Source organism: Collinsella aerofaciens, assembly GCF_015552075.1.
Lineage (GTDB): Bacteria > Actinomycetota > Coriobacteriia > Coriobacteriales > Coriobacteriaceae > Collinsella > Collinsella aerofaciens_Y.
Genome location: NZ_JADNDZ010000026.1, coordinates 1 through 12,559, shown reverse-complemented (window position 1 = coordinate 12,559; position 12,559 = coordinate 1). Strand labels below are relative to the sequence as shown.

The following is a 12,559-nucleotide window of genomic DNA, read 5'->3' as shown; positions in this document are numbered from 1 at the left end:
AAAAGAACAAAGATAAACAAATAGTTGTTGCAGTTACTGTTCGAATGTGTTCAAATAAACATGAACAGTGAAGAACCGCACATTCAGATGCCCGGACCTGAATGCGATTCAACACTTCCAAACAGAAACTACGCACTTGCGTATCTCTCAAGGAGGATGTCATGAGGGTTGTAATCGCTTCCGATGCCGACGGTATGTCGATGAAGGAGTCCATCAAGGAGATGCTCATCGCCGACGGTCACGAGGTCGTCGACTATTCCGAGACCCCTGCCGCGGACTTTGTCGATTCCGCGACCGCCGTTGCCAAGGACCTGCTGGAGCACAAGGATTCCCAGGGCTTCGCATTCGATAAGTACGGCGTCGGCTCCTATATGGCCGCCGTCAAGATCAAGGGCATGGTCGTCGCCAACATTTCCGACGAGCGTTCCGCTTACATGACCCGCGAGCACAACGGCTCGCGCATGGTCACCATGGGCCCGGGCGTTGTGGGCACCGAGGTCGCTAAGAAGATCGCCCGTGAGTTCCTGCGTGCCCAGTACGCCGGCGGCCGTCACCAGATCCGTGTCGACATGCTCAACAAGATGGCCTAACGAGAGCCACCGAGAACTCGAACTTCTACCTCAACTTGTGAATTCAGACGAAAGGACGTTCTGATGAAGAAGACCATCGCAATCGGTTGCGACCATATCGTTACGGACGAGAAGATCTATCTGGCCGACCGCCTGGAGCAGGCTGGCTACAAGGTGCTCGACTGCGGCACCTACAGCCACACCCGTACGCACTATCCCATCTACGGCAAGGCCGTGGGCGAGGCTGTTGCCAGCGGCAAGGCCGACTTTGGCGTGGCCCTGTGCGGCACCGGCATCGGCATCACCAACGCCGTCAACAAGGTCCCCGGCGCCCGCTGCGCCCTGGTCCGCGACATGACCTCTGCCCTGTATGCCCGTCGCGAGCTCAACGCCAACATTGTGGGCTTTGGCGGCAAGATCACCGGCGAGTTCCTGATGGCCGACATCATGCTTGCCTTCCTGGAGGAGCCCTACGAGAAGACCCCCGAGCACGATGCCCTGATTGCCAAGATCGATGCCTGCAATAAGGCCGACGCCGAGGCTCAGGCTGACCCGCACTTCTTTGACGAGTTCCTCGAGAAGTGGGACCGCGGCGAGTACCACGACTAAGGAGGTTACGCGGTTTTACCAAACCGCGTAACGGGTCGACGCTGCGAAGCCATCTGGCGGGCAATCTGCCGTTCAGCTTCGGCGGCATGACCAGAAGGTCAATGCCGCCTCGCTTCACGGCACCTTGCCTCACCAGCTGGCTTCTCGCTGACGTTGAAGTGAACTGCGAGGTCTTCTGGCAAGCGAACTGCTCCGATAACACGTTTGCTTGCTTGGCTTGTGTGCTTCGTTTTGGCGGTACCTGGTATTCTACAGCTTTTTAATTGACGGCTCGCGTTTCTGTAATGGGGCGCGGGCCGGTTTTCTAAACAGGAGTTCAATATGATTCTGACCGTTACCATGAACCCGTCGATTGATACGCGCTATCAGCTCGACAAGCTGGTCATCGACGATGTTAACCGCGTGACGCCCGAAAAGACCGCTGGCGGTAAGGGTCTCAACGTGAGCCGCGTGTTGCTGCAGCTAGGCGACGACGTACTTGCAACCGGTCTGCTTGGCGGCCACATGGGTGCCTATATGGCCGAGCTCATGGATGCCGATGGCGTCAAGAACGACTTTGTGCCTATCGCCGGTGAGACGCGCATCTGCCTGAATATCCTGCACGAGGGCAATCAGACCGAGCTGCTGGAGAGCGGCCCGCAGATCGCCCTGGCCGAGCTCGAGGCCTTTACGGCCAAGTTCGCCAAGCTTGCAGCGAAGGCGGACGTTGTGACGCTTTCGGGCTCGCTGCCGCGTGGCGTCGATGCCGGCTACTATGCCGAGCTCGTCAAGATCGCCGAGGAGGCGGGCGCCAAGGTGCTGCTCGACACCTCGGGTGCATCGCTGGAGGCCGCGCTGGAGTCCGACGCTAAGCCTGAGCTCGTAAAGCCCAATCTGACCGAGATTAACGGCCTGCTGGGTACGTCCTTTACGACCGATGATGTCGATGCCCTGCGCGAGGCGCTTGCCGCCGATGGCCGCTTTGCCGGTATTCCCTGGGTTGTCGTTTCGATGGGCGCTGCCGGTTCGGTGGGCTTCCATGAGGGTCGCGCGTTCCGCGCCAAGACGCCCGCGATTGCGGCCGTGAACGCGACGGGTTCCGGTGACTCGACCATCGCCGGCTTTGCGCATGCCATTGCTGCCGGCGCCGACGACGTCACGGTGCTCAAGACCGCCAATACCTGCGGCAAGCTCAACGCCATGGATCCCAAGACCGGCCACCTGGTCATGGATCGCTGGGACGAGATCTACAACAGTGTTGTCGTGACTGAACTGTAGGAGTCGCGACACCGAACACTTAAAAACGGCGCCCGCCGGCGATGTTGCCGGCGGGCGCCGTTGTCTTGAAGACGAAATGATTCGTTTTCCTCCGTCCCCAAGGGATCATTACAACGAGTCGATAAAGCGCTGCTGGGCGGCGCGGCCGGCTTCGTCCCACTTGAAAACGCCGGCGTTGTCGAGCACGTGGCCAAACACCACGCCGACCTCCTCGTGCAGGATATCGATGGCGTTGTCGGCCGTAAGTTCGTCGGCGCGGCGGGCATAGACATCCTCGGCCCATGCGGCGTGGCTGCGGCATAGATCATCGCCCTCGAGCGCACCGGCAAGGTCGTAGCTGGCATCGGCCTTGGCTGCCAGCAGATGCTCGCGGACAGCGCCGAGCTCGGGAACCAGGCGCGGCGGAAGAATGGCCAGGCCCATGACCTCGATCAGGCCGATGTTTTCCTTTTTAATATGGTGATACTCGGCATGCGGGTGGAAAACGCCCAACGGATGCTCGTCGGTCGTGATGTTGCAGCGAAGCGCCAGGTAGGCCTCGTAGATCTCGCCGCCAGCATTGCCGCGGGAGTCGACACGGCGGATGACGGGCGTCACGGTGTTGTGCGCAACGCCGTCGGCTGTGCGCGCGACGACGCCAACCGACTCATCGGTCCACTCGCGCCAAGCGAGGATAATCTTCTCGGCAGCGTCGAGCAGCTGAGCACGGTCATGCGAGCGCAGCCGCAGCACCGAGAGCGGCCACTGCAGCACGGTGCCGCTGACCTGGTCAAATCCGGGCACGCTAAACTGCGAGACCTCGGCGGCATGCATCATGGGGAACTCGTGTGCGCCGCCCTGGAAGTGGTCGTGCGACAGAATTGAGCCGCCCACGATGGGCAGGTCGGCGTTGGAGCCAATAAAGTAGTGCGGGAACAGGTCCACAAAGTCGAGCAGGCAGGTCAGCCCCTTGCGGTCGACGTGCATCGGGCGATGCTCGGAGCTCATAGCAATGCAGTGCTCGTTAAAGTATGCGTACGGGCTGTACTGGAAGCCCCAGCGCTCGCCGTCGAGCTGAATGGGGATAACGCGCAGGTTCTGACGGGCGGGGTGGGCGCCGCCGTCGGCTGTTGCGGAGCGTCCTGGATAGCCCTCGTTTTCGATACAGAGCTGGCAGGCGGGATACTTCTCGCCCGTGTTCTTGGCCACACCGGCCGCGGCGATATCGCGCGGGTCCTTCTCAGGCTTGGACAGGTTGATGGTAATCTCCAGGTCACCCCAGTTGGTGGGGGTGCTCCATTTGATGTTGCGCGCGATAGCGGCGCGGCGCACGTAGCCGGCGTCGCAGCACAGGGCGTAGAACCAGTCGGTCGCGGCGCGGGGCTCGTTGACGCCCATGCGGCCGTTGAATTCCTCGTTTACAACCGAAGGCCTCGGCATGAGCGCGCCCATGATGCGCATGGCGATGCGGTCGCGGCCCGACACCGTGTCCTCGGCGGCGCCGTTGGCAACGGCAGCCTCGGAAAGCGCGGCAAGCGTGCCCTCTAGGTCAAAGTCGGGGAGGGTATCGGGGTGTAAGAGCGAGAGTTTCTCGACCTGGAGCGCCCAAGCCATGTCGAGTGCGGGACCCGTGGCGCCGATGCACTCCAAAATGGTGTTGTATGCCCAGATGCGATCGTCCTGGCCGATCATCGATCGGTGGATAGCGTACTCGATCAGGTTCTGCGCGGCCTCGCGCACGTCAGTCATTACAGCCATGCCGCGTAAGCCCCCTTGTCAGAGATGGCGTAGTGACGGGCAGAGCCCTCGCCCAGCCAGCTGTTCATCTTGGTGATAAAGGTGTCGACCAGATCGAGCGGCACGAAGGCCTGGATGGTACCGCCAAAGCCGCCGCCGTGAATACGAACGGCGCCACGGCCGTCGAGCACATGCTCGGCCAGTGCCAGGGCATACATGGAGGGCTGCTCGGAGCCCAGCTTGGCAACGACATTCTGCAGGTACATGGCAGAGCTGGCTCCGGACTCGCGCGTCAGGACCAGGAACTGGTCAATGTCGCCGGCGTTCAGGGCAGCCCAGCGCTTATCGACCAGGCCGTTCTCGTACCAGTAGTGAACGGCGCGCAGGCAGGCACGGTCGCCCAGCTTGGCGCGCAGCTCGGGGAGCTTGGCGTCAAAATCGGCAACGTTTACCTCGCACAGGCGTGCCTTGCCAAACTCGGCGGCGACGTCTTGCATTTCGCGCGGAACGGCGGCGTAGTCATCGGTGGCGGCCACGTGGTCGGCGCCGACCTTAACGAGCACGAGCGCATAGCCGTGGTCCTCAAAGTTGAGCTCGAGCTTCTGGGTCTTAGGCTGAGCCTGGTCCTCAAAGTCCATGTAGGCAAGGCCGCCCAGACATACGGCGGCCTGGTCCATCAGACCGCAGGGCTTGCCGTAGTAGTTGTTTTCGGTGCGCTGGCTCATCTGAGCGAGCGTGACGGGCTCAATGGCGGGCGCGCCCCAGAGAGTCTCCATGGCACGACCGTACGCGGCCTCGACGGCGGCAGAGCTGGAAAGGCCGCCACCCGAGGGGACGGAGCAGGTGAAGGCGAAGTCGAAGCCGTGGGGCTCAACGCCAAGGGCTGCAATCTCGTGCGCCATGCCGCGGACGAGGCTTGCGGACGTGCCCTTCTCGGACTCCTGAACATCTAGCGTGTCGAGCGCGATCTCAAACGTAGGATAGCCCTCGTCGGCGACGCGAATCTTGTTGGAGTCGGTTGCCACGGCGATGCCGTCGACGGCGACATCGAGCGAGCCGGCGATAACGTGACCGCCCTCGTGATCGGTGTGATTGCCGCTGATCTCGGAACGCCCGGGCGCGTGCACGTAGAGCACCTGGCGGTCGCCGATGGGGCCAAACTCCTCCTCAAACAGCTTGGTGAGCGTGGCGAGTGTCTTTTCGTCGGGGGCGGTCATGGTGTCTTCCTTTCTTGGCTATCCCGAGTTACCGGGCTTTGCTTATGAGTACGTAAACATATCAAGGTGCGAGGGAGTGGGCGGGAGTCATAACGCTGCTTCCTCGCACCTCGACGAGGGTGGGTTAACAAATCGTCGAGAATCGGTAGACGATCGTCGAGCTAAACGGGTGGTCAGGTGTGCAGACGGGATGTGCCCAATCTGTGTGATGATTGTTGTCAGGCCAAAACTCGGGCTCAAATGCGACGCCGTCGCGAGGACCGTAACTGCAGCCGTCTTTGGTGTCGATATCGCTGAGCCAGTTGCCAGTATACAGATGCGCGCCCGGTGCGGTTACGAAGATGTCGAGCGTGCGGCGCGAGTTTGGATCTTGCAAGCGCAGTGCGTGGCGCGGATCGGCGTCGGGGGTAAAGCCATCCAGGCAGAAACAATGGTCAAAGCCCCGTGCAATCTTGAGCTGCTCGTCGTTCGCCTCGATGTCGCGGCCGAGCGCCTTGGGTGCGCGGAAATCGAATGGCGTGTCGGCCACGGGGCGAACTTCGCCAGAAGAGACGTTGTCCTGGCGCTGAGGGAGGAAAGCCTCGGCGTCGATAGTCGCGACCTGGTCCAGAACCGTGCCGGCATCGTGCCCCGCAAGGTTGAAGTACGTGTGGTTGGTCATGTTGACGAAGGTGTCGGCATCGGTAACGCAGCTTTGCGTGCAGGTGAGCTCTGCGGCACCCGTTGGCCCCGCCTGCAGGACATAGGCAACAGTAAAGGTGCGGTTGCCCGGGAGGCCCAGTTCGCCGTCGGCCAACTTACATGTAAAACTCACCGTGTTGGTAATCTCGTCGACTGTGGCGCTCCACACGCGCTTATGAAGGCCATGCTCAAGGTCGGTGTGCAGATTATTGGTTTTGTCAGGACCATCGTTGCATGCCATCTGATAGACCGTGCCGTCAATCTTGATTTGGCCTTTATCCGTTCGGTTGGCCGAAGGGCCAATAGTTCCGCCGTAGCATGCCGGATTGTCGAAGTAGCCATCGAGGGCATCGAAGCCGAGCACGATGTCGGCAACATCGTTTGAGGCATCGGGAACCTCGATGCCAAGGATGGTCGCGCCATAGTCCATGACACGCACGCGGGCACCCGCGCAAACAAGGTTATAGACCGTAACCGGCGAGCCGCTGGGGGCGGTGCCGAACGGAGTTGTGGTAATCATGAGCGTCCTTTCGAATACGACGCCATAGTCTGCGCGCCCGGAACGCAGACTATCATGGTATCGGTGTGTTTACGCCTTATGTTAACGTACTCATAGCCTGGAACCACGGACTTCTTCGCTTTCCTGCAATCGGTCGAAAATGAGCCGTGAACGGTATTCAGGTGGTGTTGAGGGCGCTGCATAACTGCTGATAGGTATAGTAGAGTACGTTAACATTATCGATAGACAACAAAGCCTCCCGTGTGACCTGCAATTTCGCATGGGGCATTTAGGTTTCCTACAGGAGCGAAGGTGATTTTGTGGCAAGGCGCCCTTCCAATGACACGGGTTCGCGTCCGGTCTCCATGGCCGACGTCGCCCGCGCTGCCGGCGTTTCGCAGCAGACGGTTTCGCGCGTCGCCAACGGCTTGCCCAACGTTAACGAGCAGACGCGCCAGCGCGTGCAGGCCGCTATGCAAGAGCTCGGCTTTCGTCCGAGTTATGCCGGTCGCTCGCTGCGCGACGGTCGCTACCATTCGGTCGGCCTGTGCGTCAACGATGTCACCAAGTTTGGCAACCTCTCAATGATCGACGGCATCGCCAGCGCTGCTCGCGAGCATAATTGCGCCATCACGTTGGTCGAGATGTCCAAGACCGAGGAGTTTTCGCTTGCCGAGGCCACGTGTCGTATGGCCGCATTGCCGGTGGACGGCATCATCATCGGCATGAGCCGCATGGCGCCCGATTTTGAGACGTTTGATCCACTGCCGGGCATTGGCACGGTCATCGTTACCATGTACGCGCACCCGCGGGTGACCACGGTCGATTCCGACCATTACGGCTGCTCGCTATTGCTTATGGATCACCTGTTTGAGCTGGGGCACGAGCAGATTCGCTATATCGGCGGCCCGTCGTTCTCGGTCGACGAGCAATTTCGTCGCGCCGGTTGGCAGGATGCGCTCGAGCGTAAACACATCGAGCCGGCAGAGCCGCTCGAGGGCGACTGGTCTGCCAACAGCGGTTACGAAGCCGGCAGGTATCTGGCCGAGCACGATCACACCATGACGGCGATCTATGCGGCAAACGATCAGATGGCAAATGGCGCGATTGCCGCGCTGCGTGATAGCGGCCTGCGCGTGCCCGAGGACGTGAGCGTGGTGGGCGTCGACGATTCGCTCGATGATTTTGTGGCACACAACGAGCTCACGACCGTGCGATTCGATCTACATCAGCGCGGACGCGAGGTGTTTGAGCATGCGGTTCCCGAGGCGGGTACGGCGGGCAAAACCGTTGCCATCCGTATTCCCGGCCAGCTCATTATTCGACATAGCACGGCGATACTGCGCGCATAGTTTGTGCAGGTCAACGGCAGTATATTCCGCCTCAATTACAATCGGTAAGGATGCTGACGGATAGCCGTGGCTATGAAGGCGAGTGTTATGATAGACGGGTTCTTTTGTCTATCTAGGAGGCTTTGCCTGATGGAGATCACCAAGGATATCCGCTACATCGGTGTCGACGATCACGACATTGACCTGTTCGAGGGCCAGTACGACGTGTCCGAGAACGGCATGGCATACAACAGCTATGTTATCTTGGGCGATAAAATCGCTGTCGCCGATTCAGTCGACGGCGGTTTTGTTGACGAGTGGCTCGGCAACCTCGAGGCCGTGCTCGATGGCCGTACGCCCGACTACCTGGTTGTCCATCACATGGAGCCCGATCACTCCGCCGGTATCGCCGCCTTTATGGAGCGCTATCCCCAGGCACAGATTGTGGCCAGCATGGGCGCCTTCCGCATGATGGTCAACTACTTTGGCACCGACTACCCCGAGCGCAAGATGGTCGTCAAAGAGGGCGACGTGCTCGACCTGGGCGGCCACAGCCTGACCTTTATCGGCGCCCCCAACGTTCACTGGCCCGAGGTAATCTTCTCCTACGAGTCCACCGACAAGGTGCTCTTTAGTGCCGACGGCTTTGGCAAGTTTGGCGCCAACGACATCGAGGATCCCGAGGGGTGGGCTTGCGAGGCTCGCCGCTACTACTTTGGCATCGTCGGTAAGTTCGGCAAGTTCGTGCAGGCCGTGCTCAAGAAGGCCGCCGACCTGGACATCCAAATCATCTGCCCGCTCCACGGCCCCGTGCTGACCGAGAACCTGGGCTACTACCTCGACACCTATAACACCTGGTCGAGCTATCAGCCCGAGGACGAGGGCATCACGATTGCCTATGCGAGCGTGTATGGCCATCTGAAGGCTGCCGTCGAGGAGCTCGCATCTGCGCTTGAGGCTCGCGGCCAGAAGGTCTCCGTCTTTGACCTGGCTCGCGACGACATGGCCGAGGCCGTTGAGGATGCGTTCCGCTACGACCGTCTGGTGCTCGCCTCCATTACCTATCAGGGCGAGATCTTCCCGTGCATGAGCACCTTTATCCACACGCTCGCCGAGCATGCCTACCAGAACCGCACCGTGGCGCTTGTCGAGTCCGGTTCCTGGGCGCCCGCAGCTGCCAAGGTTATGACCAAGGAGCTCGAGGGCATGAAGGACATCACCCTGACGCAGAACAAGGTGACTGTGCTGGGCTCGCTCAACGACGCCTCGCGCGCTCAGATCGAGGCCCTTGCCGACGAGCTGTCCAAGTAGCGACACATTCACTTTTGACGCTCAGCCATCACAACCACCACAAAGGGGACAGGCACCTTTGTGGTGGTTTTTATTTAGTTGGCGGCGATGATGAGTGCTGGACGTGCGCCGTCGGCGGTCTTGGCGATTGAGGTGGCGACGGCGCCTTCGGGGTCTCGGTCCATCACGATGGCGTCGACATCGGTCAGCTCGGCAAAACGGTACATGCCGCGTCCGTTGACCTTACTGGCGTCCATGAGGGCGACGCTTTGATGGGCTGCGGCGATCATAGCCGTTTTGGTCTCGGCCATCTGCGGAAAGTCGGTCGTAAAGCCGCAGCCGGGAACAAAAGCGCCAGGGCACATGACGGCCAGATCGGCATGGACCATTTGGAGCGCCTGCATGGTAAGTGGACCGTACAGATAACGATGGCCTTTGCGCAGCGCCCCGCCCAGCATGACGACATCGACTGAGGGCATGCTCTCGTCGATGTAATCGGCAATGGTAATGTCTGCTGTGATGACGGTGATACCGTCGCGTTGATCGAGGAGCCGGACGAACTCGAGCGCCGTGGTGCCCGAGTCGACGAGCAGCGTGTCGCCGTCATTGACGAGCTCGATGGCGCTTTGCGCGATGGCCTGCTTGGCGGCGACGTTGACATTGATGCGGCGATCCTGCGTGGAGACGGTCAGGCGCTTGTGAAGCGAAACGGCACCACCATGTGTGCGGCGCAGCTTGCCTGCTTCGGCGAGCGCGTCCAGGTCGGCGCGGGCGGTGACGGAGGACACGCCAAAGGTCTGGGCGATTTCTGCTACCTGCACCGAGGCGTTGTGCTCGAGCATTTCCATGATGGCGGCGCGGCGTTCGTCGGCAAAAGCACGGTTGGTAGCTTGGGTCATGTCTGCTCCATTCTCGGCTAAATTTGCAGGAATTGTGTTGACTCTATTTTCGTTCATTTTCTTTTTGAGTAAGAAAACACCTTTCGATTACTTATCTTTTCTATAAAAGAAAGACGCTCAACGCCCAAAATTCAATATCGAACACGCCCACTCGGCTCCAATTCCTTCCGTTTACTTTTCAAAAACGACGGTATTGACCTGCATGGGCTCAATATCTCGCACGTGCAAAGACGCTGAATTTCATACAATGAGCGCAGTAAAACGCAAGGTAAAACGCCTTGTGAACAACTACGCCCGATGTCCAGATGCGGGCGAGGGAGAGGAGCAAACGCTCATGGCACTTGTTACCACCGAAAAGATGCTCAAGGACGCTCAGGCCGGCCACTACGCCGTCGGCGCGTTCAACGTTGAGAACCTCGAGTTTGTTATGGCCGTTCTGGCTGCTGCCGAGGAGACCAAGTCCCCCGTCATCATGCAGACCACCCCGGGCACCATCAAGACCGCTGGTCTGGACTACTTCTACGGCATGGTCAAGGCTGCCGCCGAGCGCGCTTCCGTGCCCGTCGCCCTGCACCTCGATCACGGCGATGGCTATGACCGCTGCATGCAGGCTTTCCGCACTGGCTACACCTCTGTCATGATTGACGGTTCGCACGAGTCTTTCGAGGACAACATCGCTCTGACCAAGTCCGTCGCTGACGCTGGCCGCGCCATGGGCGTGCCCGTCGAGGCCGAGCTCGGTAAGGTTGGCGGCAAGGAGGACGACGGTCCTGCGGTTGAGGGCGAGAGCCCCTACACCGATCCGGCCGAGGCCAAGGAGTTCGTCGAGCGTACCGGCTGCACCTCCCTTGCAATTGGCGTTGGCACCAGCCACGGTGTGTACACGAGCGATCCGCACATCGAGCAGTCCGTGGTCAAGGCCATTCGCGACGCCGTCGACGTGCCGCTGGTTCTGCACGGCACTTCCGGTGTGCCCGATGAGCAGGTTGCCGAGGCTGTGAAGAACGGCATCTGCAAGGTCAACTACGCCACCGAGCTGCGTCAGGCCTACACCAAGGGCTTCATGGCCTACATGGCCGAGAACCCCGCCTGCTTCGACCCCAAGAAGCCGGCCAAGGAGGGCATGCGTGAGATCACCGAGCTGGTTAAGATCCGCATGACCAACCTCAACTCTGTGGGCAAAGCAGAGTAACAGCAAGGGTACTCCGATCCCACCGGACGGCTTGGGCGGGTCCCCGTACTTAGTTTCCAAAACGTCCTCGCGCATGAAGGCCCCCGTTGCCTCGCTTCTACGAAGCGTTGGCAACGGGGGCCTTCGCGCTGCGGAATGATTTTGGAAACTAAGTACGGGGACCCGCCCAAGCCGTCCTGCTCGATCGCCCTTGTGGTGTTGGGGCTGAAAGGGTGGGGCGCGGGGGTTACTTGGTTGTTAGGGTTAGCAGGTCGTTGGGGGTTTTGAGGTTGTAGGTGGCGTTTGGGATGTCTTGGTGTGATCCCCATGCCGCTCTGGCAAAACTGACCCCTGCCGAAGTTGCGCATTGTTCGTCGTAGACGGTGTCGCCAACGTAGACGACGTTGCCAGGATTCGCGCCCGTACGCCGGAGATATTCGAGCATGGGTGCGGGCGAAGGCTTGTGCTCGGTTGTGTCTTCGACAAGGATGATGTGTTCAAAAAACTTATCGAAGCCAAGAGGTGCTATTTCTTCTGCGTATTCGTCGCGCGCACGTGAGGAGACAATGCCAAGATTGCAACCGCTATCGGCGAGTTTTGCGATGACTTCAAGCAAACCTGGAAACACGCTGATGGTGCTTTTAAAGCTGGCGGCAACTTGGCACCAGCGATCCAACGTTGCTTGCGAGTAGATTCCAAGTTTCTCAAGGGCATTCTTGCCGGGTATGCCGAGGGCAAATTCAAGCTCGTTTCGTGGGAGCGTTTTGCCGGTCTTTTCTTGGACAATCTGGGCAAGCGATGACAGAACGCTTTCTTCTGTATCTGCCAATGTTCCATCAACATCAAACACGATATGGTCAAAGTGCTTCATATGGTTGCTCCTATCTGTTGTTTGCCTGCAAGTTTGATGCAGTGACAGAAGAAGGGCTAGCGGGATTTCTGCCTGGTACTATCGAAATTCTGCCTCACTGCTCGATAGCTCGAAGGAGTGCATCCCATTTGTTCTTTAAATACCTGCCCTAGATGGCTTGCTGTCGCAAATCCGCATTGCCGAGCGATTGCCTGCACCGTTCGCGTGGTGTGCGCCAAAAGTTCGCAAGCACGGTTGATGCGGTATGCGCGTAGATATGCCGCCGGGGTCGTTCCTGCGCAAGCTTCGATAATGCGGTAACACTCTCTTTCGCTTACGCCGGCTGCAGATGCCATCTGGGGCACATCTATAGCGGCTGCATAGTTTGCGCGGATAAAGTCCAGGATTGCCTTGAACTGTACGTCGCGGCCGGTCATCCAAGAGGCGCCGTCGGAGGAAAAGAGCGGTTC

At 59.7% G+C, this 12,559-nt stretch carries 12 protein-coding genes; 6 read left to right on the top strand and 6 right to left on the bottom strand.

Annotation, left to right across the window (positions count from 1 at the left end; all coding sequences use genetic code 11):
- The first annotated feature begins 161 nt into the window (after window positions 1-161).
- The 3 genes from lacA to I2D41_RS02090 all read left to right on the top strand — a co-directional run bounded on the left by lacA (window position 162) and on the right by I2D41_RS02090 (window position 2,435).
- Window positions 162-590 (top strand): galactose-6-phosphate isomerase subunit LacA, encoded by a 429-nt coding sequence (gene lacA / locus I2D41_RS02100; RefSeq protein ID WP_006234830.1) that lies wholly within the window; start codon window positions 162-164, stop codon window positions 588-590.
- A 63-nt stretch (window positions 591-653) separates the two neighbouring features.
- Window positions 654-1,178, top strand: coding sequence for a galactose-6-phosphate isomerase subunit LacB (gene lacB, locus I2D41_RS02095; protein WP_006234831.1), 525 nt, complete (start codon window positions 654-656; stop codon window positions 1,176-1,178).
- 321 nt (window positions 1,179-1,499) lie between these two features.
- Entirely contained in the window at window positions 1,500-2,435 is a 936-nt protein-coding gene (locus I2D41_RS02090; protein ID WP_195363387.1) for a hexose kinase, read from the top strand.
- Window positions 2,436-2,543: 108 nt separating this feature from the next.
- On the opposite strand, the gene I2D41_RS02085 is transcribed toward I2D41_RS02090, so the two are convergent.
- The 3 genes from I2D41_RS02085 to I2D41_RS02075 form a co-directional block, all read right to left on the bottom strand.
- Window positions 2,544-4,172, bottom strand: coding sequence for a UDP-glucose--hexose-1-phosphate uridylyltransferase (locus I2D41_RS02085; protein ID WP_229042054.1), 1,629 nt, complete (start codon window positions 4,170-4,172; stop codon window positions 2,544-2,546).
- The gene (locus I2D41_RS02080; RefSeq protein WP_195363386.1) at window positions 4,163-5,368 is read right to left on the bottom strand and encodes a galactokinase; all 1,206 of its coding nucleotides are present in this window, start codon (window positions 5,366-5,368) and stop codon (window positions 4,163-4,165) included. The genes I2D41_RS02085 and I2D41_RS02080 overlap by 10 nt, the downstream gene beginning before the upstream one ends.
- A gap of 124 nt (window positions 5,369-5,492) precedes the next feature.
- Window positions 5,493-6,569: an aldose epimerase family protein gene (locus tag I2D41_RS02075; protein ID WP_195363385.1), complete on the bottom strand. Its 1,077-nt coding sequence runs from the start codon at window positions 6,567-6,569 to the stop codon at window positions 5,493-5,495.
- Between the two features lie 344 nt (window positions 6,570-6,913).
- Here I2D41_RS02075 and I2D41_RS02070 point away from each other — a divergent pair, with 344 nt between their 5' ends.
- Both I2D41_RS02070 and I2D41_RS02065 read left to right on the top strand, forming a co-directional pair.
- A complete protein-coding gene (locus tag I2D41_RS02070) occupies window positions 6,914-7,900 on the top strand; it encodes a LacI family DNA-binding transcriptional regulator (protein WP_195363404.1) in 987 nt (328 codons plus the stop codon).
- 129 nt (window positions 7,901-8,029) lie between these two features.
- Window positions 8,030-9,190, top strand: a complete 1,161-nt coding sequence (locus tag I2D41_RS02065; RefSeq protein ID WP_195363384.1) for an FprA family A-type flavoprotein — start codon at window positions 8,030-8,032, stop codon at window positions 9,188-9,190.
- Between the two features lie 74 nt (window positions 9,191-9,264).
- Here I2D41_RS02065 and I2D41_RS02060 read toward each other — a convergent pair whose 3' ends face one another.
- Window positions 9,265-10,068, bottom strand: coding sequence for a DeoR/GlpR family DNA-binding transcription regulator (locus I2D41_RS02060; RefSeq protein WP_195363383.1), 804 nt, complete (start codon window positions 10,066-10,068; stop codon window positions 9,265-9,267).
- Between the two features lie 334 nt (window positions 10,069-10,402).
- On the opposite strand from I2D41_RS02060, the gene I2D41_RS02055 reads away from it, so the two are divergent.
- Window positions 10,403-11,260: a class II fructose-bisphosphate aldolase gene (locus I2D41_RS02055; protein WP_022095149.1), complete on the top strand. Its 858-nt coding sequence runs from the start codon at window positions 10,403-10,405 to the stop codon at window positions 11,258-11,260.
- Window positions 11,261-11,486: 226 nt separating this feature from the next.
- Here I2D41_RS02055 and I2D41_RS02050 read toward each other — a convergent pair whose 3' ends face one another.
- Window positions 11,487-12,110 carry an HAD family hydrolase gene (locus I2D41_RS02050; protein ID WP_195363382.1) on the bottom strand — a complete coding sequence of 208 codons (624 nt, stop codon included), beginning with the start codon at window positions 12,108-12,110 and terminating at the stop codon, window positions 11,487-11,489.
- 56 nt (window positions 12,111-12,166) lie between these two features.
- The coding region (locus I2D41_RS02045) for a helix-turn-helix domain-containing protein (protein ID WP_195363381.1) at window positions 12,167-12,559 on the bottom strand (393 nt) is incomplete at its 5' end.

What these genes read in the sequence shown, in the direction of transcription:
- lacA (WP_006234830.1), top strand. Translation starts at nt 162, where the DNA reads ATGAGGGTTGTAATCGCTTCCGATGCCGACGGTATGTCGATGAAGGAG.
- lacB (WP_006234831.1), top strand. Translation starts at nt 654, where the DNA reads ATGAAGAAGACCATCGCAATCGGTTGCGACCATATCGTTACGGACGAG.
- I2D41_RS02090 (WP_195363387.1), top strand. Translation starts at nt 1,500, where the DNA reads ATGATTCTGACCGTTACCATGAACCCGTCGATTGATACGCGCTATCAG.
- I2D41_RS02085 (WP_229042054.1), bottom strand. Translation starts at nt 4,172, where the DNA reads ATGGCTGTAATGACTGACGTGCGCGAGGCCGCGCAGAACCTGATCGAG.
- I2D41_RS02080 (WP_195363386.1), bottom strand. Translation starts at nt 5,368, where the DNA reads ATGACCGCCCCCGACGAAAAGACACTCGCCACGCTCACCAAGCTGTTT.
- I2D41_RS02075 (WP_195363385.1), bottom strand. Translation starts at nt 6,569, where the DNA reads ATGATTACCACAACTCCGTTCGGCACCGCCCCCAGCGGCTCGCCGGTT.
- I2D41_RS02070 (WP_195363404.1), top strand. Translation starts at nt 6,914, where the DNA reads ATGGCCGACGTCGCCCGCGCTGCCGGCGTTTCGCAGCAGACGGTTTCG.
- I2D41_RS02065 (WP_195363384.1), top strand. Translation starts at nt 8,030, where the DNA reads ATGGAGATCACCAAGGATATCCGCTACATCGGTGTCGACGATCACGAC.
- I2D41_RS02060 (WP_195363383.1), bottom strand. Translation starts at nt 10,068, where the DNA reads ATGACCCAAGCTACCAACCGTGCTTTTGCCGACGAACGCCGCGCCGCC.
- I2D41_RS02055 (WP_022095149.1), top strand. Translation starts at nt 10,403, where the DNA reads ATGGCACTTGTTACCACCGAAAAGATGCTCAAGGACGCTCAGGCCGGC.
- I2D41_RS02050 (WP_195363382.1), bottom strand. Translation starts at nt 12,110, where the DNA reads ATGAAGCACTTTGACCATATCGTGTTTGATGTTGATGGAACATTGGCA.